A 24,865-nucleotide genomic window follows, 5' to 3' on the forward strand; every position below is an offset into this window, starting at 1 on the left:
CACATAAATGTCTTATTGGCTCTGCCACAATTCTCCCCAGACAAAAACTTTGGATAGGTGAGGATCTTTATGAACCTGACGACTCTGACCGACCCCCGTGCTGTCTGCGAGCAGGCGCAGTTTACCAGCCGTGATGAGGCAATCCGCCAGCTTGCGACGCGGCTGGTAGCGTTGGGCAAAATAGCCGACGCCGATACGTTTCTGGCAGACGTTTTCCATCGGGAATCGCTTGGCCCGACGGCGCTGGGCGAGGGGCTGGCCGTACCTCATGGTAAATCAGCGGCGGTAAAGGAAGCGGCTTTTGCCGTGGCCACACTGTGCGAGCCGCTGGCCTGGGAAGGCGTGGACGGACCGGAGGAGGTCGAGCTGATTTTTCTGCTCGCCATTCCCCCCGCACAAGCGGGGTCAACGCATATTCAGGTCCTGACGGAACTGACGTCTCGCCTGGCGGATGACGATCTCAGGGCGCGCGTGATGACGGCGACCAGCGCGGAAGCGGTGCTTGCAGCGCTGGAAACGGCGCCTGAGGCGCAAGAAACCGCCGTTGCGGAGAATGCCCCGACGATCGTCTGCGTTACCGCCTGTCCGGCCGGGATCGCCCATACCTACATGGCAGCGGAATATCTCGAAAAAGCGGGACGAAAGCTCGGCGTCAATGTGGTGGTCGAAAAGCAGGGGGCAAACGGTATTGAGGGGCGCATCACCGCGCAGCAGTTGCAGGAGGCAAAAGCGTGTATCTTCGCGGCGGAAGTGGCGATTAAAGAGCGCGAGCGTTTTCAGGGGATCCCCGCCATTTCCGTGCCCGTCGCGGAACCCTTGCGCCATGCGGAAGCGCTCATTGAGCGTGCGCTGGCGCTACAGCCTGTATCCGATGCGCGTCCTGCGCACGTCGACACGGACGCGAAAAAGTGCGTTAAAACCGAACTCAAGCAGGCGCTGCTCAGCGGTATCTCCTTTGCGGTGCCGCTGATTGTCGCTGGCGGCACGGTGCTGGCCGTGTCGGTACTGCTGGCGCAAATCCTGGGCTTGCAGCATCTGTTCGATCAGGAAAATTCGTGGCTGTGGATGTACCGCAAACTGGGCGGCGGGATGCTCGGTATTCTGATGGTGCCTGTTCTGGCGGCCTACACCGCTTACTCGCTGGCGGATAAACCTGCGCTAACGCCAGGCTTTGCGGCGGGTCTTGCCGCCAATATGATCGGCTCCGGCTTTCTGGGGGCCATCGTCGGCGGGCTGATTGCGGGCTACCTGATGCGCTGGGTGAAAAACCACATCCGGCTGAGTAGCCGCTACAACGGCTTTCTGACCTTTTATCTTTATCCGGTGATTGGCGTGCTGGGCGCAGGCAGCCTGATGCTGTTTGTGATCGGCGAACCGGTGGCCTGGATCAATAACGCCCTCACCGCCTGGCTTGACGGTCTGTCCGGCGCGAACGCGCTGCTGCTGGGGGCGAGCCTGGGCTTTATGTGCTCGTTCGATCTGGGCGGTCCGGTCAACAAAGCCTCTTACGCGTTCTGTCTGGGGGCGATGGCCAATGGCGTATACGGGCCTTATGCGATTTTTGCCTCCGTCAAAATGGTATCGGCCTTTACCGTGACGGCATCAACGATGCTGGCTCCGAACCTGTTCAAACAGTTCGAAATTGAAACCGGCAAGTCCACCTGGCTGCTGGGGCTGGCGGGCATCACCGAAGGAGCAATTCCGATGGCTATCGAGGATCCGTTGCGGGTCATCGGCTCATTTGTTCTGGGGTCAATGGCGACCGGAGCGATTGTCGGGGCGATGGGGATTGGGCTATCCACCCCGGGCGCGGGCATTTTCTCTCTCTTCTTACTGCATGATGCCGGGCTGGGTGGCGTGATGGCCGCTGCCGGCTGGTTTGGCGCCGCGCTGATTGGCGCCGCAATCTCTACGCTCATTTTACTCCTCTGGCGACGCCAGGCCGTGAAGAGCGGCACCTACGTGACTGAAGACATAACATCCTAAACACGCACTGACAGGAAACGAAGATGAAAGCTGTATCTCGCGTTCATATCACGCCACATATGCATTGGGACCGGGAGTGGTACTTCACCACCGAAGCGTCACGTATTCTTCTGGTCAATAATATGGAAGAGATCCTTACCCGTCTTGAGCAGGACGCAGAGTATAAATACTACGTTCTCGACGGCCAGACGGCGGTGCTGGAAGATTATTTTGCCGTGAAACCGGAAAACAGGCCACGCGTGAAGGCGCTGGTGGCGGCCGGGAAGCTGATTATCGGGCCGTGGTATACCCAGACGGACACCACCCTTGTCTCCGGCGAGTCGATTGTCCGAAATCTGATGTACGGCATTCGCGACTGTCTGGCCTTTGGCGAGCCGATGAAAATTGGCTATCTGCCGGACTCCTTCGGCATGTCTTCCCAGCTGCCACACATTTACAACGGTTTTGGCATCACGCGCACCATGTTCTGGCGCGGGTGTTCCGAGCGGCATGGTACCGATAAAACCGAATTTCTCTGGCAAAGTCAGGACGGCAGTGAAGTGACGGCACAGGTGCTACCGCTGGGCTACGCGATTGGTAAGTACTTACCGGAGGATGAGGCCGGGCTGCGCAAACGGCTCGACACGTACTTCGAGGTGCTGGAAAAAGCCTCCGTGACGAAAGAAATTTTGCTGCCTAACGGCCATGATCAGATGCCGCTCCAGCAGAACATCTTTGCGGTGATGGATAAGCTGCGCGAAATCTATCCGCAGCGTCAGTTTGTGATGAGCCGCTTCGAGGAGGTGTTTGACCACATTGACGAGCACCGCGATGAACTGGCGACGCTGAAAGGGGAGTTTATTGACGGTAAATATATGCGGGTGCACCGGACAATAGGCTCCACGCGAATGGACATCAAAATCGCCCACGCCCGGATAGAGCATAAAATCGTCAATGTCCTTGAGCCGCTGGCCACGGTTGCCTGGACGCTGGGCTTTGAGTATCACCACGGCTTGCTGGAAAAAATGTGGAAAGAGATCCTCAAGAATCACGCCCATGACAGTATCGGCTGCTGCTGTAGTGACAAAGTGCATCGTGAGGTGATGTCACGCTTCGAGCTGGCGGAAGACATGGCCGATAACCTGACATGCTTCTATATGCGCAAGATTGTCGACAACATGCCGCAGTGCGAGGAAGACAAACTGGTGATGTTTAACCTCACGCCCTGGCCGCGTGAGGAAGTGATTAACACTACGATACGCCTGCGCGCCAGCCAGTTCCGCCTGCTGGACGATAGGGGGAATGAAATCCCTTACTGCCTGCGCAGCGCGCGTGAAATCGACCCCGGCTTAATAGACCGGCAGATTGTGCATTACGGCAACTACGATCCCTTTATGGAGTTTGATATCCAGCTCAACCAGATCCTGCCATCAATGGGTTACCGCACGCTCTATATCGAGCCGCACGTGGCTGGCAAGCTGCTGGCGCCAGAAACAACGTCGGAGGCATTACTGGAAAATGCTTTCTGGGAAATAACGTTAAACGACGACGGCACCCTGCGTCTGCTCGATAAAGCGTCCGGGCTTATCTATGACCGTGCGCTGGAAATAGAAGAGAGCTCGGATGATGGCGATGAGTACGACTACTCGCCTTCACGGGAAGAGTGGAGACTCACTTCCGCGCAGGGCGAGCATGAGGTTGACGTGATCCACGAGGTCTGGCAGAGCAGGGCGGTGATCCGCCATCGCATGGCGGTGCCGGCGGATCTCGCTGAACGTTCTGCGCGTCAGCAGACGGGAACGCTTGAGGCAGAGCTCACGGTCACGCTCAGCCATAACAGCCGACGTATCGACATTGAGGCGCGTCTCGGAAATCACGCGGATGACCACCGTGTTCGGGTGTTGATCCCGACGCCCTTCACCGCAGACACGGTGTTAGCTGATACCCAGTTCGGTTCGCTGACGCGACCTGTACAGGATGAAGCGATGGCGAACTGGCAGGAGGAGGGCTGGAAGGAAGCGCCGCTGCCGGTGTGGAATCTGCTTAACTACGCGGTGCTCCAGGAACGGCGTAACGGGATGGCGCTGTTTACCGAAGGGTTACGCGAATTTGAAGTGACTGGCGAGCGTCAAAAAACGTTTGCCCTGACGTTGCTTCGCGGCGTGGGGGTACTTGGGAAGGAAGATTTACTGCTGCGCCCCGGCAGACCGTCCGGGATCAAAATGCCGGTGCCTGATTCGCAGATGCGGGGCCAGTTAACCTGTCGCTTTAGCCTGTTCAGTTTTAATGGTACGCCCGTCAGTGCTGGTGTTGCGCAGCAGGCGAAGTCGTGGTTAACGCCAGTGCACTGTTATAACAAAATTCCGTGGGATGCGATGAAGCTTAACCGCGCCTCTTTCACCACCCCCTGTAGCTATAGTCTGCTAACGCTGGCGCCTAACGGATGCGTACTCAGTGCGCTGAAAAAAGCGGAGGATCGTGACGAGATGATTCTTCGTCTGTACAACCCTTCGGAGACCCGCTCCTGTGACGTGGCTTTGTCTGTGAACCGTGAGATCCAGGCCTGCTGCGAAACGGACATGAATGAGGTGTACAAGGCGCAAGGGGAAGAGGGCTCAGCCATTACGGGGTCTTTCCGGCCAGGCCAGTCACGTACCTTCAGCATAAAAATTGAAAGGTAAGCCTCAAAATAAAATAAAGGCCGCATTCCTGCGGCCTTTATTTCATCAAATAGTCACGAAAGGGTGTTAATTTTAAGATTATTAAAAGTGAATAAAATGTAATCGTTTCAGCAGGTAGCAAAGCGAAAGAAAAATACTGTGAAGCAGATAACATTATATGTTTATCTTCCGGCAAAATGCGTTTTTTCACGCGCGTTAATAAAAATCACAACTGTTTATATTATCTTCTGGCTTTTATAACCATCAACGCCTTTAAATGTACATATCATTAACAAGGTTTTTACTATCCGCACTACAAAGAAACATCATTAACAGCTCTGGCTGTTTTTGATTTAAATCAATGTTTAATCCTTGGAAAAAGGCTCTAAAAGGCGTTAAATTGTTCCCGATCAAAATGGCCGAAAAGTGGTAATTTTGCTATAAATTGATCGCCGTCGAAAAACGTAAATCTGTTCGAATAAAAACCTGTTTATTGTAAGGGTTTTGCAGCGTATTATATTTACGGGATCAATTTGGATTTTTCTTAACGTATTTGTAACCTTTCATCATTGCTTTTTCCTCATGTAGAGAATAAGCAACGAAGAAGGGAAGCAGATAACTTTGTATTGGGGCATGCGTGTGGATCCTTATCTAACGGGGTTCACTCTCGGAGTCTTCATGCGATGAGCAAGGAGTCATAATGTTAGACGTAGTCGAACTGTCGCGCTTACAGTTTGCCTTGACCGCGATGTACCACTTCCTGTTTGTGCCGCTGACGCTCGGTATGGCGTTCCTGCTGGCCATCATGGAAACGGTTTACGTCCTCTCCGGCAAACAGATTTATAAAGATATGACCAAGTTCTGGGGCAAGTTGTTTGGTATCAACTTTGCGCTGGGCGTGGCAACCGGTCTGACCATGGAGTTCCAGTTCGGGACAAACTGGTCTTACTATTCCCACTATGTGGGGGATATTTTCGGTGCGCCGCTGGCCATTGAAGGTCTGATGGCCTTCTTCCTCGAATCCACCTTTGTAGGTCTGTTCTTCTTCGGTTGGGACCGTCTGGGTAAAGTCCAGCATATGGCGGTAACCTGGCTGGTGGCATTAGGCTCCAACTTGTCCGCACTGTGGATCCTGGTGGCGAACGGCTGGATGCAAAACCCAATCGCATCTGATTTCAACTTCGAAACCATGCGTATGGAGATGGTCAGCTTCGCTGAGCTGGTCCTGAACCCGGTTGCCCAGGTTAAATTCGTTCACACCGTGGCGTCTGGCTATGTGTGCGGCGCGATGTTCGTGCTGGGCATCAGCTCCTACTATATGCTGCGCGGCCGTGACTTCGCGTTCGCCAAGCGTTCTTTTGCTATTGCAGCAAGCTTCGGTATGGCCGCGATTCTGTCCGTTATTGTTCTGGGTGATGAATCCGGTTACGAAATGGGCGACGTGCAGAAAACCAAACTCGCCGCAATTGAAGCTGAATGGGAAACCCAGCCGGCACCGGCAGCGTTTACCCTGTTCGGCGTGCCTGACCAGGAAGCGCAGGAAAACCGCTTCGCCATTCAAATTCCTTACGCTCTGGGTATTATCGCCACGCGCTCCGTCGACAAACAGGTGACTGGCCTGAAAGATCTGATGGTGCAGCATGAAGAGCGTATCCGTAACGGGATGAAAGCTTACTCGCTGCTGGAACAGCTGCGCGCCGGCTCTACCGACCAGGCCGTTCGCGATCAATTTAACGACGTGAAGAAAGACCTCGGTTACGGTCTGCTGCTGAAACGCTATACCCCGAACGTCTCTGACGCGACGGAAGCGCAGATTCAGATGGCAACCAAAGACTCTATTCCACGCGTTGCGCCGCTGTACTTCGCGTTCCGCATCATGGTGGGTTGCGGCATTATCATGCTGCTGATCATCGCGGCCTCGTTCTGGTCAGTCATTCGTAACCGTATCGGTGAGAAAAAATGGCTGCTGCGCACCGCGCTTTACGGTATCCCACTGCCATGGATTGCTATCGAGTCCGGCTGGTTTGTTGCGGAATATGGCCGTCAGCCGTGGGCGATCGGTGAGGTGCTGCCAACAGCGGTAGCGAACTCCTCCCTGACCGCAGGCGACCTGATCTTCTCCATGCTGCTCATTTGCGGTCTGTACACCCTGTTCCTGGTGGCTGAACTGTTCCTGATGTTCAAGTTCGCGCGCCTTGGCCCAAGCAGCCTGAAAACCGGTCGCTATCACTACGAGCAGTCTGTTGCGACTACTCAGCCGGCACGCTAAGACAGGAGTCATCAAATGATCGATTATGAAGTATTGCGTTTTATCTGGTGGCTGCTGATCGGTGTTCTGCTGATTGGTTTCGCGGTCACCGATGGTTTCGACATGGGCGTGGGCATGCTCACCCGTTTCCTCGGTCGTAATGACACCGAGCGTCGAATCATGATCAACTCCATCGCCCCGCACTGGGACGGTAACCAGGTGTGGCTGATCACCGCAGGCGGCGCGCTGTTCGCTGCCTGGCCGATGGTCTACGCGGCTGCGTTCTCCGGCTTCTATGTGGCGATGATTCTGGTGCTGGCCTCTTTATTCTTCCGTCCGGTGGGTTTCGACTACCGTTCCAAGATTGAAGACACCCGATGGCGTAACATGTGGGACTGGGGCATCTTCATCGGTAGCTTCGTTCCACCGCTGGTCATTGGTGTGGCGTTCGGTAACCTGTTGCAGGGCGTACCGTTCCACGTCGACGAATATATGCGTCTGTTCTACACCGGTAACTTCTTCCAGTTGCTGAATCCGTTTGGTCTGCTGGCGGGCGTGGTGAGCGTGGCGATGATCATCACCCAGGGCGCAACCTATCTCCAGATGCGTACCGTAGGTGAACTGCACCTGCGTTCCCGCGCTACCGCTCAGGTGGCGGCGCTGGTGACGCTGGTCTGCTTCGCGCTGGCTGGCGTGTGGGTGGTGTACGGTATTGATGGTTACGTGGTGACCTCCGCGATCAACCATACTGCACCGTCTAACCCGCTGACCAAAGAAGTGGCGCGTCAGGCCGGTGCATGGCTGGTGAACTTCAACAATACTCCTGCGCTGTGGGCTATCCCGGCTCTGGGTGTGCTGCTGCCGCTGCTGACCGTGCTGACGTCTCGTCTGGAGAAAGGCGCTCTGGCGTTCGTATTCTCTTCACTGACGCTGGCATGCATCATCCTGACGGCGGGGATTGCGATGTTCCCGTTCGTGATGCCATCCAGCACCATGATGAATGCCAGCCTGACCATGTGGGATGCAACGTCCAGTCAGTTGACGCTGAACTTAATGACCTATGTTGCTTGCGTGTTCGTACCGATTATCCTGCTCTACACCACCTGGTGTTACTGGAAAATGTTCGGTCGCATCACTAAAGAACATATCGAAAGCAACACCCACTCTATGTACTAAGTAAGGAGCTGAATATGTGGTATTTCGCATGGATTTTAGGGACGCTTCTTGCCTGTGCGTTTGGTGTCATCACTGCCCTGGCGCTTGAGCATGTAGAAGCGACCAAAGCAGGTGAAGAAAAGCACTAATGAATATTATCGCAACCTTATATGCGGTAATGGATAAGCGCCCCCTGAGGGCGCTTTCCCTCATTATGGCATTACTGCTGGCAGGCTGTATCTTCTGGGACCCGTCGCGCTTCGCGGCGAAAACCAGCGAGCTTGAAATCTGGCATGGCTTCCTGATTATGTGGGCTGTGTGCGCAGGCGTGATTCACGGTGTCGGCTTTCGTCCGAAAGCGCTACACTGGCAGGGCATCTTCTGCCCACTGATTGCCGATCTGGTTCTCCTCGCCGGTTTGATTTTCTTCTTCTTCTGAATAAGAAATGTCCGTTAACGTTATGGGCTTACCATGGCCCATAAAAATTTACTCTCCGTTTACTTTCCCCCATTCCAAACCATCATTCCCGCGCGTATAGTAGCGAAGTTTGAAAGCTCCAACTTTTCTTGTATTACCGGGATGTAAAGTGAATACAACGCTGTTTCGATGGCCGGTACGTGTCTATTACGAAGATACCGATGCCGGTGGTGTGGTCTACCACGCCAGCTACGTTGCTTTTTATGAACGGGCACGCACAGAGATGCTGCGCCATCATCACTTTAGTCAACAGGTGCTGTTGGCTGAGCGAGTTGCCTTCGTGGTACGCAAGATGACGCTTGAGTATTTTGCGCCTGCCAGACTCGACGATATGCTCGAAGTTCAAACAGAAATTACATCAATGCGCGGAACTTCACTGGTTTTCACGCAGCGGATAGTCAATGCAGAGAACACGGTACTGAACTCAGCTGAAGTCCTGATTGTCTGTGTTGATCCAACCATAATGAAGCCTCGTGCGCTTCCTAAGTCTATTGTCGCGGAGTTTAAGCAGTGACTGACATGAATATCCTTGATTTGTTCCTGAAGGCAAGCCTTCTGGTTAAACTTATCATGTTGATTTTGATTGGTTTTTCAATCGCATCCTGGGCCATCATCATCCAGAGAACGCGTATCCTTAATGCCGCTGGCCGCGAAGCCGAAGCGTTTGAAGATAAGTTCTGGTCGGGAATTGAGCTTTCTCGTCTGTACCAGGAAAGCCAGGGACGCCGTGATAACCTTTCAGGCTCCGAACAAATTTTCTACAGCGGTTTCAAAGAGTTCGCTCGCTTACATCGCGCTAACAGCCATGCGCCGGAAGCCGTGGTAGAAGGGGCGTCGCGTGCGATGCGCATCTCCATGAACCGCGAACTGGAAAATCTTGAAACGCATATTCCTTTCCTCGGAACCGTTGGCTCCATCAGCCCGTATATCGGCCTGTTTGGTACGGTGTGGGGGATCATGCACGCCTTTATCGCCCTGGGGGCGGTGAAGCAGGCAACGTTGCAGATGGTTGCACCGGGTATCGCAGAAGCACTGATCGCGACCGCAATCGGTCTGTTCGCCGCAATTCCGGCGGTAATGGCGTACAACCGTCTGAACCAGCGCGTGAACAAACTGGAACTGAACTACGACAACTTTATGGAAGAGTTCACCGCGATTCTGCATCGTCAGGCGTTTACCAGCACCGAGAGCAACAAGGGGTAAACCATGGCCAGATCGCGTGGACGAGGTCGTCGCGAGCTCAAGTCCGAAATCAATATCGTTCCGTTACTGGACGTGCTGCTGGTGCTGCTGCTGATCTTTATGGCGACAGCGCCCATCATCACCCAGAGCGTGGAAGTTGATCTGCCGGATGCGACAGAATCACAGGCGGTAAGCACCAATGACGATCCTCCGGTCATCATTGAGGTTTCCGGCGTAGGGCAGTACAGCGTGGTGGTAGAGAAAGATCGTATGGATCAGCTTCCGCCAGAGCAGGTTATTGCTGAAGCGCAACGACGTCTGGAGTCAAATCCGAAGACGGTCTTCTTAATCGGTGGTGCGAAAGACGTACCATATGATGAAATTATCAAAGCGCTGAACTTGCTACATAGCGCGGGCGTTAAGTCAGTTGGCTTAATGACTCAGCCTATTTGATCATCTGCGTAGTTTTTGGGAACCGATAGTGTCAAAGGCAACCGAACAGAACGACAAGCTTAAGCGAGCGATAATCGTCTCCGCAGTGCTGCACGTAATTCTTTTTGCAGCGCTGATCTGGAGTTCGTTCGATGAGCACCTTGATGCATCAGGCGGCGGTGGGGGCTCGTCCATCGACGCCGTCATGGTGGATCCCGGTGCGGTAGTGCAGAACTATAATCGCCAGCAACAGCAGCAGGCGAGCGCAAAACGCGCGGAAGAACAGCGTGAAAAACAGGCGCAACAGCAGGCGGAAGAGCTGCGTGAAAAGCAGGCCGCCGAGCAGGAACGTCTGAAGCAGCTTGAGAAAGAGCGTTTGCAGGCTCAGGAAGCCGCTAAAGAGCAGGCGGAGCAGCAGAAACAGGCTGAAGCCGCAGCGAAGAAAGCTCAGGAACAGCAGAAGCAGGCGGAAGAGGCGGCAGCCAAAGCCGCGGCAGACGCGAAGGCGCAGGCAGATGCTCAGGCTAAGTTAGCCGCAGAAGCCGCGAAGAAAGCGGCGGCTGATGCGCAGAAGAAAGCGGAAGCCGAAGCGGCGAAGAAAGCCGCTGCTGATGCGAAGAAGAAAGCAGAAGCCGAAGCGGCGAAAAAAGCTGCCGCTGACGCACAGAAGAAAGCCGAAGCGGAAGCCGCCAAAAAAGCTGCGCAGGAAGCAGAGAAGAAAGCGGCTGCCGATGCTGCGAAAAAAGCGGCCGCCGCCGAGAAAGCTGCGGCAGAAAAAGCCGCCGCTGCGGAAAAAGCCGCTGCTGATAAAAAAGCGGCAGCTGAGAAAGCCGCTGCTGATAAGAAAGCTGCTGCTGAAAAAGCCGCAGCTAAGAAGGCCGCTGCTGCGGAAAAAGCCGCTGCCGCAGGGGTTGACGATCTGCTGGGGGACCTGAGCTCCGGTAAGAATGCACCGAAAACGGGCGGAGGGGCGAAAGGAAGTAACGCAGCACCGGCAGGAAGTGGTAACACTAAGAACAACGGTGCTTCTGGCGCTGAGATCAACGACTATAAGAATCAGATTGCCGCGGCTATTGCCAGCAGACTTAACGATAAATCGCTCTATACCGGGAAAACGTGCCGACTGCATATTAAACTGGCTACGGATGGTATGGTGCTGAGCGTTGAGTCAGAAGGGGGAGATGAAGCGTTATGCCAGGCTGCACTTGTGGCAGTGAATCAGGCAAAACTGCCAAAACCTCCATCACAGGCTGTCTATGAAGTGTTCAAAGACGCTTCGCTGAACTTTAAGCCATAAGCAGAGCTGCTGTTATCCGGTTCTGATAGTTTTGTGTATTTGAGTTTGTTAACCTTCTGCTAAATTATCCAGGACTTATTGTTCGGATAAGGGAGATATGATGAAGCAGGCATTACGATTAGCTTTTGGTTTTTTAGTACTGTTGACGTCAGCAGTGCATGCCACAGTAAGCATCGACATTACCGACTGGAACGACTCAGCGCGTCCAATCGGTGTCGTTCCGTTCCAGTGGGCAGGCCCGGGCGCTGCGCCTGAAGATATTGGCGGCATTGTTGCAGCTGACCTGCGTAACAGCGGTAAATTTAACCCCCTGGATCGTTCTCGTCTGCCGCAGCAGCCGGGTACAGCTCAGGAAGTTCAACCTGCTGCATGGTCTGCACTGGGTATTGATGCCGTGGTTGTCGGACAGGTTACTCCTGCGCCAGACGGCGGCTATAACGTCGCTTATCAGCTGGTGGATACCGGCGGTGCGCCGGGTACCGTTCTGGCTCAAAACACGTATAAGGTGAACAAGCAGTGGCTGCGTTATGCAGGCCACACGGCGAGTGACGAAGTGTTTGAGAAGCTGACCGGTATTAAAGGTGCGTTCCGTACCCGTATCGCGTACGTAGTACAGACCAACGGCGGCCAGTTCCCTTATGAGCTGCGCGTCTCTGACTACGATGGTTACAACCAGTTCACCGTACACCGTTCACCACAGCCGCTGATGTCTCCGGCATGGTCTCCGGATGGCTCTAAGCTGGCGTACGTGACCTTCGAAAGCGGCCGTTCCGCGCTGGTTATCCAGACACTGTCTAACGGTGCTGTGCGTCAGGTTGCGTCATTCCCGCGTCACAACGGTGCGCCTGCGTTCTCTCCGGACGGTACCAAGCTGGCGTTTGCCTTGTCTAAAACCGGTAGCCTGAACCTGTACGTGATGGATATTGGTTCTGGTCAGATCCGTCAGGTCACGGATGGTCGTAGCAACAACACTGAGCCAACCTGGTTCCCGGACAGCCAGAATCTGGCATTTACGTCTGACCAGGCAGGTCGTCCACAAGTTTATAAAGTGAATATCAACGGCGGAGCAGCGCAGCGTATTACCTGGGAAGGTTCTCAGAACCAGGATGCTGACGTCAGTGCCGATGGTAAAACAATGGTAATGGTCAGTACTGCGGGTGGTCAGCAGCACATTGCCAAACAAGATCTGGTAACGGGGGGCGTACAAGTACTGTCGTCAACGTTCCTGGATGAAACGCCAAGTCTGGCACCTAACGGCACCATGGTAATCTACAGCTCTTCTCAGGGGATGGGATCCGTGCTGAATCTGGTTTCTACAGATGGGCGTTTCAAAGCGCGTCTTCCGGCAACTGATGGACAGGTAAAATCACCTGCCTGGTCGCCGTATCTGTAATAATAATTAATTGATTACTAAAGGAATCTTAGAAATGCAACTGAACAAAGTGCTGAAGGGGCTGATGATCGCTCTGCCTGTTATGGCAATCGCAGCGTGTTCTTCTAACAAGAACGCAAGCAATGACCAGAGCGGCGAAGGCATGATGGGTGCCGGCACCGGTATGGACGCTAACGGCAATGGCAATATGTCTTCTGAAGAGCAAGCGCGTCTTCAGATGCAGCAGTTACAGCAGAACAACATCGTTTACTTCGATCTGGATAAATACGACATTCGTTCTGACTTCGCTGCAATGCTGGATGCGCACGCAAACTTCCTGCGTAGCAACCCGTCTTACAAAGTCACCGTAGAAGGTCATGCGGACGAACGTGGTACTCCGGAGTACAACATCTCCCTGGGTGAACGTCGTGCAAACGCTGTTAAAATGTACCTCCAGGGTAAAGGCGTTTCTGCTGACCAGATCTCCATCGTTTCTTACGGTAAAGAAAAACCAGCAGTACTGGGTCACGACGAAGCGGCTTACTCCAAAAACCGTCGTGCCGTACTCGTTTACTAAGAGAATTGCATGAGCAGTAACTTCAGACATCATCTGATGAGTCTGTCGTTACTGGTTGGAATAGCGGCCCCCTGGGCCGCTTTTGCTCAGGCACCAATCAGTAGTGTCGGCTCAGGCTCGGTAGAAGATCGAGTCACTCAACTCGAGCGTATTTCTAACGCTCACAGCCAGCTTTTAACTCAACTCCAGCAGCAGCTTTCCGATAACCAGAATGATATTGATTCCCTTCGTGGTCAGATCCAGGAGAGTCAGTATCAGCTTAATCAGGTTGTGGAGCGCCAGAAGCAAATTTTGTTGCAGATGGATAGCCTGAACAGCGGCGGAGCAGCAGCACAGCCAGCAGCAGGCGATCAAAGCGGTGCGGCGACGCCTGCACCTGCGGCAGATGCCTCCGCGTCGTCTGGTGCGCCTGTACAGAGCGGTGACGCGAATACGGACTACAACGCGGCCATTGCCCTGGTGCAGGACAAATCGCGCCAGGACGATGCTATCGTTGCGTTTCAGAACTTCGTTAAGAAGTACCCTGATTCCACTTACCAGCCAAATGCGAACTACTGGCTGGGTCAGTTGAATTACAACAAGGGTAAAAAGGATGATGCGGCGTTTTATTTTGCCTCTGTGGTGAAAAATTACCCGAAATCACCGAAAGCGCCTGATGCGATGTATAAAGTCGGCGTGATCATGCAGGACAAAGGCGACACTGCAAAAGCCAAAGCGGTTTATCAGCAGGTGGTTGCGAAATTCCCGGGTACAGACGGCGCCAAACAGGCACAAAAACGTTTGAGTTCGATGGGTTGATTATCGCATGACCAGAAATCGCGTTATTTCTGGTCGTGCAGCATGATTCCTAAGCAGTTAAGTGATCTTCATCGAAATTTTTGTTGCGCAGAATTCTTAAATCAGTAATATATGCCGCCGTTGCCACGGGATATCAAACAACGTGAAAGCAGCGCAAAAGTGGGTCGTTAGCTCAGTTGGTAGAGCAGTTGACTTTTAATCAATTGGTCGCAGGTTCGAATCCTGCACGACCCACCACTTAAAGCAGTTCCGGCAGCACAGAGTGGGTGATTAGCTCAGTTGGTAGAGCATCTCCTTTACACGGAGGGGGTCGGCGGTTCGAGCCCGTCATCACCCACCACTCGGGTCGTTAGCTCAGTTGGTAGAGCAGTTGACTTTTAATCAATTGGTCGCAGGTTCGAATCCTGCACGACCCACCAATGTAAAAAGGCGCCCTAAAGGCGCCTTTTTGCTATCTGTCGTTCGCCAGTGCCTTGTAGGTCGGGTAAGGCGAAGCCGCCACCCGACAAATGCTGCCGGCATCAATTCCCGATGACATTCCCCCTCAAATTCGCTATCTTGTTTAGTATACAAAACACCATTGCCTCATTTTTGTTATCTCATGCAAAACAAAGGCAATATTGTTAAGCCAGTAAAACGAGAAGCCATAATGAGTGTGATGTTTGATCCCGAAACCGCAATCTATCCCTTCCCGCCAAAGCCTGCTCCGCTAAGCCGGGATGAAAAACAGTTCTATCGAGAGAAAATCAAGCGCCTGCTTAAAGAGCGTGATGCGGTGATGGTGGCGCATTACTACACCGACCCGGAAATTCAGCAGCTGGCGGAAGAGACGGGCGGCTGTATCTCAGATTCCCTGGAAATGGCGCGTTTCGGTGCTAAACATCCTGCCTCCACGCTGCTGGTTGCAGGTGTGCGCTTCATGGGCGAAACGGCAAAAATCCTCAGCCCGGAAAAAACCATACTGATGCCGACGCTGAATGCCGAATGCTCCCTTGACCTCGGTTGCCCGATTGATGAGTTCACCGCCTTCTGTGATGCCCACCCTGACCGTACCGTGGTGGTCTATGCCAACACGTCTGCGGCGGTGAAAGCCCGGGCGGACTGGGTAGTGACGTCCAGTATCGCCGTTGAGCTGATTGAACATCTGGACAGCCTGGGGGAGAAAATCATCTGGGCGCCCGATCGTCACCTGGGAAACTACGTACAAAAACAAACCGGTGCTGATGTGCTGTGCTGGCAGGGCGCCTGTATCGTTCACGACGAGTTTAAGACCCAGGCTCTGACGCGCATGAAGGGGTTATATCCGGACGCCGCGATTCTGGTGCACCCGGAATCCCCGCAGTCCATCGTCGACATGGCGGATGCCGTCGGGTCAACCAGCCAGCTTATTCATGCTGCGAAAACCCTGCCGAACAAGCAGCTCATTGTGGCGACCGATCGCGGTATCTTCTACAAAATGCAACAGGCCGTGCCGGAAAAAGAGCTGCTTGAAGCGCCAACCGCCGGAGAAGGGGCGAGCTGCCGAAGCTGCGCGCATTGCCCGTGGATGGCGATGAATGGGCTCAAAGCGATTTCGGAGGCGCTTGAGAACGGTGGCGCAGCGCATGAGATCCACGTGGATGCCGCTCTGCGTGAAGGCGCGTTAATTCCACTTAACCGTATGCTGGATTTTGCGGCTACACTACGTACTTAACTTATTACGCCCCGGAGAAAAAATGGATTTTTTTAGCACACAGAACATCCTGGTTCATATCCCGATTGGTGCGGGCGGCTATGACCTGTCGTGGATTGAAGCGGTGGGTACGCTGGCCGGTTTACTCTGTATCTGGCTGGCCAGCCTTGAGAAGATCAGCAACTATGCGTTCGGGCTGATAAACGTCACGCTGTTTGCGATCATCTTCTTCCAGATCCAGCTCTACGCCAGCCTGCTTCTACAGCTGTTCTTCTTCGCGGCCAATATCTATGGCTGGTACGCCTGGTCTCGGCAAAACAGCCAGCAGGAGGCGGAGTTGCAAATCCGCTGGCTGCCGTTGCCTAAAGCCATCGCCTGGTTCGCGGCCTGCGTGGTGGCTATCGGCTTTATGACCGTCTTTATTGATCCGGTATTTGCCTTCCTGACGCGCGTGGCGGTCTCGGTGATGTCGGGGCTGGGATTGAACGTCACCCTGCCTGAGCTTCAGCCGGATGCCTTCCCGTTCTGGGATTCCTGCATGATGGTGCTGTCGATTGCGGCGATGATCCTGATGACGCGTAAATACGTTGAGAACTGGCTGTTGTGGGTGGTCATCAATGTCATTAGCGTGGTGATTTTTGCCCGCCAGGGTGTTTATGCCATGTCGCTGGAGTATATGCTCCTGACCTTCATTGCTCTCAACGGCAGCCGCATGTGGATTAACAGCGCGCGTGAGCGTGGCTCTCGCGCGCTTTCCCGTTAATGGTGATGTGCGTGTGAGTGGCCGGACTGCGCCTCGTTAAGGTGGCAGTCTGGCCCGCTGCAAGGCTGGTACTCCATCTGGATAGTGGAGTGCGCAATCTCATAGTGATGCTCGAGGAAATGCCGAATACGTTCAAGCAACGCATCGTGATCGTGGGGCGGAATAACCTGAACGTGCAGCGTCATCAGCGGTTTCTCACCCACCAGCCAGACGTGAACGTGGTGAACGTTACGGACTTCAGGAATGGAACGACTCAGGTTGCGCTTCAGTTCGCCAATATCCAGTGATGTGGGCGCGCCTTCCAGTAGCTCATTTACGCTCTCCTTCAGTAGCCGCCAGGCGCTGCGCAATACCAGGCACGATACCAGCACGGAAAGAATCGGGTCGATAGGGGTCCAGCCCGTGCCCATAATGATCAGCGCGGCCACAATCGCACCAACAGAACCCAGCAGATCGCCCAGCACATGAAGCGCCGCGGCCCGTACGTTCAGATTTTTTTCACTGCTGCCGCGGTGCAATATCCAGAACGCCAGAATATTGGCGACCAACCCGGCAATGGCGATAACCATCATTGTCGTCCCGGCTATCGGTTGTGGATGCCGAAAGCGCTGAAAAGCCTCCCAGACGATAAGAATAGTAATGACCACCAGTGCAATCGCATTCACAAAGGCGGCAAGCGTGGTCAGTCTGAGCCAGCCAAAGGTGTGGCGGGTATTGGGAGGGCGACGGGCAAACTGCACGGCCAGCAGAGCAAACAGGAGCGCGGCAGCGTCGGTCAGCATATGCCCGGCATCGGCCAGCAGCGCCAGCGATCCGGATATCAGCCCGCCTGTGACCTCAATAATCATAAAGGTGGCAGTGACGCCAAAAGCCAGCAAAAGCCGTTTGGCATTTTCATCGCCAGTGGAGTGGGAATGGGAGTGGGAGTGCGCCATGGTATCGTTCCTGATTTATTATTATTTTTAGTGTAGCGTTTTTAAGAGCTTAAATAAAAAAGGAGAGCATTCGCTCTCCCTGTTTTACCTTATGGAAGGTTACTGGGTAGTACCGTCCGTTTTGGTATTGGCATCGCTGCCCACTTTGTCATTCGGGTCCGGGCATTTCCCGTCTTTACAGACTGAGTTTTTATGCACCTCGTCGGTAGTCATACCCTCATGGTTCATCGTGCCTGTGTTCGTCCCGCCAGTATTGGTATTGCCCGTGTTGATATTACTGTTATCAACATTGTTTGGCGCGATATTCTGTTTTGCATCCGGCGCAACCTGGCCTGCTTCGGCAGCGGCATTCGCGTCGCCGTTGCTGCCGGATGAGCCTGCATCAGCAGCCAGTACGCTACCGCTTGCCAGGGTAAGGGTTGCCGTCAGGAAAAGCGTAGTCAGTTTCGTCATTTTCATCATGGTGCTCCTGTTCTTATCGTTACGCTGGATAACATTCTCCAACAGTGCATCTTGTTCAGTGGCGAAAGATTCCGGACTCCTGAATTATGTCAGGATGGAATCGCGTATAAATATTTAAAAACAGTCGTTACAAGTAAAAAGCTTAGGCCAGATCTCATTTTTCGCTATTTTGTTGCGTATTTTAGGCGAATTCCAGGAATTATCTGCGCGAAGTGTAAAAGCCCGTTTACACTTCGTGGCCGACAAGTTAGATTGAAAGGATTGCTTTCATTACTAAAGATATGGCAGAGCCGGAAAGAAGATGAATTATCAGAACGACGATTTACGCATTAAAGAGATTAATGAGTTATTACCTCCCGTAGCGCTCCTTGAAAAATTCCCCGCCACCGAAAATGCCGCCAACACGGTGTCTCATGCCCGCAAGGCGATCCACAAGATCCTGAAAGGTAGCGACGATCGTCTTCTGGTAGTGATCGGGCCATGCTCCATTCACGATCCTGCTGCGGCCAAAGAGTATGCGTCGCGTCTGCTCGCCCTGCGTGAAGAGCTGAAAGGCGAACTGGAAATCGTGATGCGCGTTTATTTCGAAAAACCGCGTACCACCGTGGGCTGGAAAGGGTTAATCAACGATCCGCATATGGACAACAGTTTCCAGATTAACGACGGCCTGCGCATTGCGCGTAAGCTGCTGCTGGAGATCAACGACAGCGGGCTGCCTGCTGCCGGAGAATTCCTCGATATGATCACCCCGCAGTATCTGGCTGACCTGATGAGCTGGGGCGCTATTGGTGCGCGTACGACTGAATCTCAGGTTCACCGCGAGCTGGCGTCTGGCCTGTCATGCCCGGTGGGTTTCAAAAATGGCACTGATGGCACCATCAAGGTCGCCATTGACGCCATTAATGCGGCGGGCGCGCCGCACTGCTTCCTGTCGGTGACCAAGTGGGGCCACTCGGCTATCGTGAATACCAGCGGTAATGGCGATTGCCATATCATACTGCGCGGCGGTAAAGAGCCTAACTATAGCGCTAAACACGTAGCGGAGGTAAAAGCAGGGCTGGAGAAAGCAGGTCTGGCACCGCAGGTGATGATCGATTTCAGCCATGCCAACTCCAGCAAACAGTTCAAAAAGCAGATGGAAGTCGGCGCAGATGTGTGTCAGCAAATCGCCAGCGGTGAACGCGCAGTGATTGGGGTGATGATTGAGAGCCATCTGGTTGAAGGCAACCAGAACCTGGAGGGCAGCGAGCCGCTGGTCTACGGTAAGAGCGTGACGGATGCCTGCATTGGCTGGGACGATACCGATGCGATCCTGCGTCAGCTGGCGGATGCGGTTAAAGCGCGTCGCGGCTAAGTATGTCGCGGGTAATAAAAAAGCGTGGATTTCTCCACGCTTTTTTTATGTCCGGCAAATATTACTTCGCTTTACCCTGGTTCGCCACGGCTGCCGCTTTTGCAGCGATTTCGTCGGCGTTACCCAGGTAGTAATGTTTAACTGGCTTGAAGTTTTCGTCGAACTCGTACACCAGCGGCACGCCGGTAGGGATGTTCAGCTCGAGGATTTCATCTTCACCCATGTTGTCCAGGTATTTCACCAGCGCACGCAGGGAATTACCGTGAGCAGCGATAATGACGCGCTCGCCGCTTTTCAGGCGTGGCAGAATGGTTTCGTTCCAGTAAGGCACAACGCGGTCGATGGTCAGCGCCAGGCTTTCGGTCTGCGGCAGTTCAGCCTCAGTCAGCTTCGCGTAACGCGGATCGTGGCCCGGGTAGCGCTCGTCATCTTTGCTCAGCTCTGGAGGCGTAACCGCAAAACCACGACGCCACTGCTTAACCTGCTCGTCACCGTATTTTTCTGCGGTTTCCGCTTTGTTCAGACCTTGCAGCGCACCGTAGTGACGCTCGTTCAGTTTCCAGGATTTCTCAACCGGCAGCCAGGCCTGATCCAGCTCGTCCAGAATGTTCCACAGGGTATGGATGGCACGTTTCAGCACAGAGGTGTAAGCAAAGTCAAAGGTGAAGCCTTCTTCTTTCAGCAGTTTACCTGCCGCTTTTGCTTCGCTCACGCCTTTCTCGGACAGATCAACGTCATACCAACCGGTGAAGCGGTTTTCGTTGTTCCACTGGCTTTCGCCGTGGCGCACCAGGACAAGCTTAGTATTAGCCATTTCTTACTCCTCAAGCATTTTGAATGATAACAATTCTCATTATATTGCCGTGACTGTGCCAGCAGCAACGCTTAACCCTAACCATAGCGAAAATAGTTCGAGAGTGTAAGATGCATGTGAATCCAGGGTTATGATTTTGTCTGCGATCGCCGCTATTTTCAGCAAGGCGGAGATAAAAAAGCCCTCGCGGTGAGGGCCAGGCTTTTTTGCCGGATGGCGCTTCGCTTATCAGGCCTACATTTGTAGGCCCGTGCGCCGCCGGACATTAAGCGCGCGGAATGAAATGATACTCGGTGACGCTTACGTACTCTTCACCCGGACGTAGCACGCAGTCCGGCTGCGGCCATTCAGGATGGTTAGGACTGTCTGGCAGGAACTCGCTCTCCAGCGCCAGGCCTTGCCAGGCGCCGTAGGCGTCATGTTCGCGCGCCGTGGTACCCTCCAGATAGTTACCGGAATAGAACTGTAGGGCGGGGGCGGTGGTGTAGACCGTCATCTGTAACTTCTCATCAGCAGACCAGACCTGTGCGGCAGGTTGAGAAAGATCGCCTTTCGCCTGCAACAGGAACGCGTGGTCGTAGCCTTTCACCTTGCGCTGATCGTCATCACTCAGGAAATCCTGGGCGATGGTTTTCGGCTGACGAAAATCAAAGCTATTACCGCTTACCGGTTTCAGCCCCTGATAAGGGATACCCATCTCATCGACCGGCAGATACTCGTCCGACAGGATCTGGAGTTTGTGGCTGCGGACATCGGTCTGATTACCGTCAAGGTTGAAATAGGCGTGGTTAGTCAGGTTGACCGGGCACGGCTTATCGACGGTCGCGCGGTACTCAATGGCGATGCGATTATCTTCGGTCAGGGTGAAGCGCGCCGTTGCGGTGAGATTGCCCGGGAAACCCTGGTCTCCATCGAGGGAGTCCAGAGAGAACCAGACCTCACCGTCATTTTGCTGCACAATCTTCCAGCGACGTTTATCAAACCCTTCCGGGCCGCCGTGCAGCTGATTTTCGCCCTGGCTGGCAAGCAGGGAATACGTTACGCCGTCCAGCGTAAACCGGCTTCTGGCGATGCGGTTAGCGTAGCGGCCTATGGATGCGCCCAGAAAAGCGGTCTGCTCGATATACTGCTCCGGCGATGCGCAGCCGAGCAGGGTTTCGCGCACGCTGCCGTCAGGCATCGGTACGCGGGCAGAAAGTAACGTTGCGCCCCAGTCCATCAGCGTAACCACCATCCCGGCGCTGTTGCGCAGGGTTAACAGGCGATACGGCAGACCATCCGGTGCGAGTGTAGGTATTTCGTTTAGCACTGTCCGGCTCCTTGTGATGCTTTACAGACGTAGAAAGTTTCTTTGATGCCCGTTTTGGCTTCGTACTGCTTAGCCACGGCGTCCTGGACGGCAGGGACCAGCTCTTCCGGCACGAGGGCGACGACGCACCCGCCAAATCCGCCGCCGGTCATACGCACGCCGCCTTTGTCGCCAATCGTGGCTTTCACAATTTCAACCAGGGTGTCGATTTGCGGCACGGTGATTTCGAAATCGTCACGCATGGAGGCATGCGATTCGGCCATCAGCTCGCCCATCCGTTTCAGGTCACCTTTCGCCAGCGCGGAGGCGGCTTCTACGGTACGGGCATTTTCGGTCAGTATATGGCGCACGCGCTTCGTGACAACCGGGTCCAGCTCGTGGGCGACCTTGTTAAATTCATCAAGTGAGACATCACGCAGGGCTGGCTGCTGGAAGAAGCGCGCGCCGGTTTCGCACTGTTCGCGACGGGTGTTGTACTCGCTGCCCACCAGGGTGCGTTTGAAGTTGCTGTTGATGATCACCACAGCCGCACCTTTAGGCAGCGGAACCGCTTTGGTCCCGAGGGAGCGACAGTCAATCAGCAAAGCGTGTTCTTTCTTGCCCAGCGCGGAAATCAGCTGATCCATAATGCCGCAGTTGCAGCCCACGAACTGGTTTTCCGCTTCCTGACCGTTCAGGGCGATCTGCGCCCCGTCCAGCGGCAGATGATAAAGCTGCTGGAACACGGTGCCGACCGCCACTTCCAGAGATGCGGAAGAGCTTAATCCCGCCCCCTGCGGCACGTTGCCGCTGATCACCAGATCGGCCCCGCCGAAATTCTTGTTACGCTTTTGCAAGTGCTTCACCACGCCGCGAACATAGTTCGACCACTGCTGGCTGTCGTGGGTCACGATCGGCGCATCGAGGGAAAATTCGTCAATTTCGTTGCCGTAATCCGCGGCGATTACTCGCACATGACGATCGTCGCGTTTCGCACAGCTGATCACCGTCTGGTAGTCGATGGCACACGGCAGGACAAAACCGTCGTTATAGTCGGTGTGCTCGCCGATCAGATTAACGCGGCCTGGCGCCTGGATAACATGGGTGGCAGGGTAGCCAAATTTTTCAGCAAACAGGGATTGTGTTTTATCTTTCAGACTCATTTTTAGACTCCTGATTCGCGGTAATGGACGTCGCTAACGGCACGCAGACGTTCTGCCGCCTGTTCCGCCGTCAGGTCGCGCTGGGTTTCCGCCAGCATTTCATAGCCCACCATGAATTTACGTACCGTTGCTGAGCGCAGCAGCGGCGGGTAGAAGTGTGCATGTAACTGCCAGTGTTGATTCTCTTCGCCGTTAAACGGCGCGCCGTGCCAGCCCATGGAGTAGGGGAAGGAGCACTGGAAGAGGTTGTCGTAGCGGCTGGTCAGTTTTTTCAGCGCCAGCGCCAGGTCGTCACGCTGGGCGTCGCTGAGTTCGGTAATGCGCTGAACATGGGCTTTCGGCAGCAGCAGCGTCTCAAATGGCCACGCCGCCCAGTAAGGGACTACCGCAAGCCAGTGTTCGGTTTCCACCACGGTACGGCTGCCATCCGCCAGCTCACGCTGGGTGTAATCCACCAGCATAGGCGAACCGTTCTGGGCGAAATACGCTTTTTGCAGTCGGTCCTCACGCTCGGCTTCGTTCGGCAGGAAGCTGTTCGCCCAGATCTGACCGTGCGGATGTGGGTTGGAGCAGCCCATCGCCGCGCCTTTATTTTCAAACACCTGTACCCACGGATAGCTCTGGCCCAGCTCCGCGGTTTGCACCTGCCAGGTGCTGACCACCTCTTTCAGGGCATCCACGCTCAGCTCCGGCAGCGTTTTGCTGTGATCGGGCGAGAAGCAGATCACGCGGCTGGTGCCGCGGGCGCTTTCGCAGCGCATCAGCGGGTCATGGCTTTCCGGCGCGTCCGGCGTATCGGTCATCAGCGCGGCAAAGTCGTTAGTAAACACGAAGGTGCCTTTGTAGTCCGGGTTTTTATCGCCCGTCACGCGGGTATTGCCCGGGCAGAGGAAACAGTCCGGATCATGCTGCGGCAGCGTCTGTTTGGCAGGCGTCTCTTGCGCCCCCTGCCAGGGGCGCTTGGCGCGATGCGGTGAAACTAAAATCCATTGCCCGCTGAGCGGGTTAAAACGACGATGCGGGTGATCGACGGGATTGAATTGCGTCATGACAAATCCTTAGTCCGGATAGCCCTGCGGATGGCGTGATTGCCAGTGCCAGGTATCCTGTGCCATTTCATCGAGCGTGCGGGTGACACGCCAGTTGAGCTCTTTATCCGCTTTGGTGGCATCGGCCCAGTAAGCCGGGAGGTCGCCATCACGGCGGGGAGCGAAGTGATACTTCACCGGCTTGCCGCAGGCTTTACTGAAAGCATTCACCACATCCAGCACGCTGCTGCCAACCCCGGCGCCGAGGTTGTAAATATGCACGCCCGGTTTGTCCGCCAGCTGCTGCATCGCCGCCACGTGGCCGTCGGCCAGATCCATGACGTGAATGTAATCGCGCACGCCGGTGCCATCTTCGGTGGGATAATCGTTACCAAAAATCGCCAGGGAATCGCGACGCCCTACGGCAACCTGCGCGATATACGGCATCAGGTTGTTAGGAATGCCCTGCGGATCTTCGCCCATATCACCTGAAGGATGCGCGCCGACCGGGTTGAAGTAGCGCAGCAACGCGATGCTCCACTCAGGCTGGGCTTTTTGCAGGTCGGTCAGGATCTGCTCTACCATCAGCTTGCTTTTGCCATACGGGCTTTGCGGCGTACCGGTCGGGAAGCTTTCAACGTAAGGAATTTTTGGCTGATCGCCGTAGACGGTTGCGGAAGAGCTGAAGATAAAGTTTTTAACGTTGGCCGCACGCATGGCGGAGATCAGACGCAGGGTACCGTTGACGTTGTTGTCATAGTACTCAAGCGGTTTTGCCACCGATTCGCCAACCGCTTTCAGGCCCGCGAAGTGGATAACGGTTTCAATCGCGTGATCGTGAAGGATTTCAGTCATCAATGCTTCATTGCGGATATCGCCTTCAACGAAAGTCGGCTGTTTACCCGAAAGGCGTTCAATGACCGGCAGCACGCTGCGCTTACTGTTGCACAGGTTATCAAGAATGACAACATCGTGGCCGCTTTGCAGCAGTTGCACACAGGTATGACTTCCTATGTAACCGCTACCACCTGTTACCAGAACTCGCATATTTCGCTCCATTAGGCTTATGGTATGAATTAACCATAGCATATCAGAGACGCGAAAAGTGTGACATGGGATAAAATAGTGGTATCGTTTACACTGGTTTTCACACGCGCTTTTTCTCAGACTGAGTGCATTGTAGATCAAAGAGATAGAGATGTATTGTTGCAGGTTGTCTGAA

The 24,865-nt window shown here is 54.4% G+C and carries 23 protein-coding genes and 3 tRNA genes; 19 read left to right on the forward strand and 7 right to left on the reverse strand.

Annotated features, from left to right (window positions below):
* The first annotated feature begins 69 nt into the window (after positions 1-69).
* The 18 genes from mngA (at position 70) to pnuC (ending at position 16,599) form a co-directional block, all read left to right on the forward strand.
* Positions 70-1,986 (forward strand): PTS 2-O-a-mannosyl-D-glycerate transporter subunit IIABC, encoded by a 1,917-nt coding sequence (gene mngA, locus SK47_RS05850; RefSeq protein ID WP_048243629.1) that lies wholly within the window; start codon positions 70-72, stop codon positions 1,984-1,986.
* Between the two features lie 23 nt (positions 1,987-2,009).
* Positions 2,010-4,646, forward strand: coding sequence for a mannosylglycerate hydrolase (gene mngB / locus SK47_RS05855; RefSeq protein WP_048243630.1), 2,637 nt, complete (start codon positions 2,010-2,012; stop codon positions 4,644-4,646).
* Positions 4,647-5,325: 679 nt separating this feature from the next.
* Positions 5,326-6,894 (forward strand): cytochrome ubiquinol oxidase subunit I, encoded by a 1,569-nt coding sequence (cydA, locus tag SK47_RS05860; protein WP_003858601.1) that lies wholly within the window; start codon positions 5,326-5,328, stop codon positions 6,892-6,894.
* A 15-nt stretch (positions 6,895-6,909) separates the two neighbouring features.
* Positions 6,910-8,049 carry a cytochrome d ubiquinol oxidase subunit II gene (cydB, locus tag SK47_RS05865; RefSeq protein ID WP_003858599.1) on the forward strand — a complete coding sequence of 380 codons (1,140 nt, stop codon included), beginning with the start codon at positions 6,910-6,912 and terminating at the stop codon, positions 8,047-8,049.
* Positions 8,050-8,063: 14 nt separating this feature from the next.
* Positions 8,064-8,177, forward strand: a complete 114-nt coding sequence (cydX, locus tag SK47_RS05870) for a cytochrome bd-I oxidase subunit CydX (protein WP_003858598.1) — start codon at positions 8,064-8,066, stop codon at positions 8,175-8,177.
* On the forward strand, positions 8,177-8,467 hold the full coding sequence (gene ybgE, locus SK47_RS05875; RefSeq protein WP_003858596.1) for a cyd operon protein YbgE: 291 nt from the start codon (positions 8,177-8,179) through the stop codon (positions 8,465-8,467). The genes cydX and ybgE overlap by 1 nt, the downstream gene beginning before the upstream one ends.
* A 148-nt stretch (positions 8,468-8,615) precedes the next feature.
* Positions 8,616-9,020, forward strand: coding sequence for a tol-pal system-associated acyl-CoA thioesterase (gene ybgC, locus SK47_RS05880; RefSeq protein ID WP_003858593.1), 405 nt, complete (start codon positions 8,616-8,618; stop codon positions 9,018-9,020).
* Positions 9,017-9,709 (forward strand): Tol-Pal system protein TolQ, encoded by a 693-nt coding sequence (tolQ, locus tag SK47_RS05885; RefSeq protein WP_003858590.1) that lies wholly within the window; start codon positions 9,017-9,019, stop codon positions 9,707-9,709. The genes ybgC and tolQ overlap by 4 nt, the downstream gene beginning before the upstream one ends.
* A 3-nt stretch (positions 9,710-9,712) precedes the next feature.
* Positions 9,713-10,141, forward strand: coding sequence for a colicin uptake protein TolR (tolR, locus tag SK47_RS05890; RefSeq protein ID WP_003858589.1), 429 nt, complete (start codon positions 9,713-9,715; stop codon positions 10,139-10,141).
* Between the two features lie 28 nt (positions 10,142-10,169).
* A complete protein-coding gene (gene tolA / locus SK47_RS05895) occupies positions 10,170-11,417 on the forward strand; it encodes a cell envelope integrity protein TolA (protein ID WP_003858583.1) in 1,248 nt (415 codons plus the stop codon).
* Positions 11,418-11,517: 100 nt separating this feature from the next.
* Positions 11,518-12,810 (forward strand): Tol-Pal system beta propeller repeat protein TolB, encoded by a 1,293-nt coding sequence (gene tolB, locus SK47_RS05900; RefSeq protein WP_017384962.1) that lies wholly within the window; start codon positions 11,518-11,520, stop codon positions 12,808-12,810.
* A gap of 34 nt (positions 12,811-12,844) precedes the next feature.
* Complete coding sequence (gene pal, locus SK47_RS05905) at positions 12,845-13,366, forward strand: peptidoglycan-associated lipoprotein Pal (protein ID WP_003858578.1); 522 nt, start codon at positions 12,845-12,847, stop codon at positions 13,364-13,366.
* Positions 13,367-13,375: 9 nt separating this feature from the next.
* A complete protein-coding gene (cpoB, locus tag SK47_RS05910) occupies positions 13,376-14,164 on the forward strand; it encodes a cell division protein CpoB (protein WP_003858574.1) in 789 nt (262 codons plus the stop codon).
* 161 nt (positions 14,165-14,325) lie between these two features.
* Positions 14,326-14,401: transfer RNA gene (locus SK47_RS05915), tRNA-Lys, on the forward strand.
* Positions 14,402-14,428: 27 nt separating this feature from the next.
* Positions 14,429-14,504 (forward strand) — tRNA-Val (locus SK47_RS05920).
* Between the two features lie 3 nt (positions 14,505-14,507).
* A tRNA-Lys gene (locus tag SK47_RS05925) sits at positions 14,508-14,583 on the forward strand.
* A gap of 230 nt (positions 14,584-14,813) precedes the next feature.
* Positions 14,814-15,857 (forward strand): quinolinate synthase NadA, encoded by a 1,044-nt coding sequence (gene nadA / locus SK47_RS05930; protein WP_047054654.1) that lies wholly within the window; start codon positions 14,814-14,816, stop codon positions 15,855-15,857.
* 22 nt (positions 15,858-15,879) lie between these two features.
* Positions 15,880-16,599 (forward strand): nicotinamide riboside transporter PnuC, encoded by a 720-nt coding sequence (gene pnuC / locus SK47_RS05935; RefSeq protein ID WP_045337001.1) that lies wholly within the window; start codon positions 15,880-15,882, stop codon positions 16,597-16,599.
* Here the strand turns inward: pnuC and zitB are convergent.
* Entirely contained in the window at positions 16,596-17,534 is a 939-nt protein-coding gene (gene zitB, locus SK47_RS05940) for a CDF family zinc transporter ZitB (RefSeq protein ID WP_022650624.1), read from the reverse strand. The two genes, pnuC and zitB, sit on opposite strands and share 4 nt — an antisense overlap.
* Before the next feature lie 99 nt (positions 17,535-17,633).
* Positions 17,634-17,993, reverse strand: coding sequence for a protein YbgS (locus tag SK47_RS05945; RefSeq protein WP_003858566.1), 360 nt, complete (start codon positions 17,991-17,993; stop codon positions 17,634-17,636).
* Positions 17,994-18,297: 304 nt separating this feature from the next.
* Here SK47_RS05945 and aroG point away from each other — a divergent pair, with 304 nt between their 5' ends.
* Positions 18,298-19,350, forward strand: a complete 1,053-nt coding sequence (gene aroG / locus SK47_RS05950; protein ID WP_003858564.1) for a 3-deoxy-7-phosphoheptulonate synthase AroG — start codon at positions 18,298-18,300, stop codon at positions 19,348-19,350.
* Positions 19,351-19,411: 61 nt separating this feature from the next.
* Here the strand turns inward: aroG and gpmA are convergent, their stop codons facing one another.
* The 5 genes from gpmA to galE all read right to left on the reverse strand — a co-directional run bounded on the left by gpmA (position 19,412) and on the right by galE (position 24,690).
* Complete coding sequence (gene gpmA, locus SK47_RS05955; protein WP_003858562.1) at positions 19,412-20,164, reverse strand: 2,3-diphosphoglycerate-dependent phosphoglycerate mutase; 753 nt, start codon at positions 20,162-20,164, stop codon at positions 19,412-19,414.
* 265 nt (positions 20,165-20,429) lie between these two features.
* Positions 20,430-21,473: a galactose-1-epimerase gene (galM, locus tag SK47_RS05960; RefSeq protein WP_003858560.1), complete on the reverse strand. Its 1,044-nt coding sequence runs from the start codon at positions 21,471-21,473 to the stop codon at positions 20,430-20,432.
* Entirely contained in the window at positions 21,467-22,615 is a 1,149-nt protein-coding gene (galK, locus tag SK47_RS05965; protein ID WP_003858559.1) for a galactokinase, read from the reverse strand. The genes galM and galK overlap by 7 nt, the downstream gene beginning before the upstream one ends.
* A gap of 2 nt (positions 22,616-22,617) precedes the next feature.
* The gene (gene galT, locus SK47_RS05970; protein ID WP_045336995.1) at positions 22,618-23,664 is read right to left on the reverse strand and encodes a galactose-1-phosphate uridylyltransferase; all 1,047 of its coding nucleotides are present in this window, start codon (positions 23,662-23,664) and stop codon (positions 22,618-22,620) included.
* A 9-nt stretch (positions 23,665-23,673) separates the two neighbouring features.
* Positions 23,674-24,690 (reverse strand): UDP-glucose 4-epimerase GalE, encoded by a 1,017-nt coding sequence (gene galE, locus SK47_RS05975; RefSeq protein WP_023299622.1) that lies wholly within the window; start codon positions 24,688-24,690, stop codon positions 23,674-23,676.
* Positions 24,691-24,865 lie beyond the last annotated feature (175 nt).

The sequence above is a fragment of the Enterobacter sp. BWH52 genome (assembly GCF_001037565.1).
In the GTDB taxonomy this organism is placed as follows: domain Bacteria; phylum Pseudomonadota; class Gammaproteobacteria; order Enterobacterales; family Enterobacteriaceae; genus Enterobacter; species Enterobacter hormaechei_C.

Coding starts and splice junctions, on each gene's coding strand:
- aroG (WP_003858564.1), top strand. CDS start 18,298: ATGAATTATCAGAACGACGATTTACGCATTAAAGAGATTAATGAGTTA.
- galT (WP_045336995.1), bottom strand. CDS start 23,664: ATGACGCAATTCAATCCCGTCGATCACCCGCATCGTCGTTTTAACCCG.
- pal (WP_003858578.1), top strand. CDS start 12,845: ATGCAACTGAACAAAGTGCTGAAGGGGCTGATGATCGCTCTGCCTGTT.
- mngB (WP_048243630.1), top strand. CDS start 2,010: ATGAAAGCTGTATCTCGCGTTCATATCACGCCACATATGCATTGGGAC.
- cydX (WP_003858598.1), top strand. CDS start 8,064: ATGTGGTATTTCGCATGGATTTTAGGGACGCTTCTTGCCTGTGCGTTT.
- SK47_RS05945 (WP_003858566.1), bottom strand. CDS start 17,993: ATGAAAATGACGAAACTGACTACGCTTTTCCTGACGGCAACCCTTACC.
- cydB (WP_003858599.1), top strand. CDS start 6,910: ATGATCGATTATGAAGTATTGCGTTTTATCTGGTGGCTGCTGATCGGT.
- cydA (WP_003858601.1), top strand. CDS start 5,326: ATGTTAGACGTAGTCGAACTGTCGCGCTTACAGTTTGCCTTGACCGCG.
- galE (WP_023299622.1), bottom strand. CDS start 24,690: ATGCGAGTTCTGGTAACAGGTGGTAGCGGTTACATAGGAAGTCATACC.
- tolR (WP_003858589.1), top strand. CDS start 9,713: ATGGCCAGATCGCGTGGACGAGGTCGTCGCGAGCTCAAGTCCGAAATC.
- galK (WP_003858559.1), bottom strand. CDS start 22,615: ATGAGTCTGAAAGATAAAACACAATCCCTGTTTGCTGAAAAATTTGGC.
- mngA (WP_048243629.1), top strand. CDS start 70: ATGAACCTGACGACTCTGACCGACCCCCGTGCTGTCTGCGAGCAGGCG.
- zitB (WP_022650624.1), bottom strand. CDS start 17,534: ATGGCGCACTCCCACTCCCATTCCCACTCCACTGGCGATGAAAATGCC.
- nadA (WP_047054654.1), top strand. CDS start 14,814: ATGAGTGTGATGTTTGATCCCGAAACCGCAATCTATCCCTTCCCGCCA.
- cpoB (WP_003858574.1), top strand. CDS start 13,376: ATGAGCAGTAACTTCAGACATCATCTGATGAGTCTGTCGTTACTGGTT.
- tolB (WP_017384962.1), top strand. CDS start 11,518: ATGAAGCAGGCATTACGATTAGCTTTTGGTTTTTTAGTACTGTTGACG.
- ybgE (WP_003858596.1), top strand. CDS start 8,177: ATGAATATTATCGCAACCTTATATGCGGTAATGGATAAGCGCCCCCTG.
- gpmA (WP_003858562.1), bottom strand. CDS start 20,164: ATGGCTAATACTAAGCTTGTCCTGGTGCGCCACGGCGAAAGCCAGTGG.
- pnuC (WP_045337001.1), top strand. CDS start 15,880: ATGGATTTTTTTAGCACACAGAACATCCTGGTTCATATCCCGATTGGT.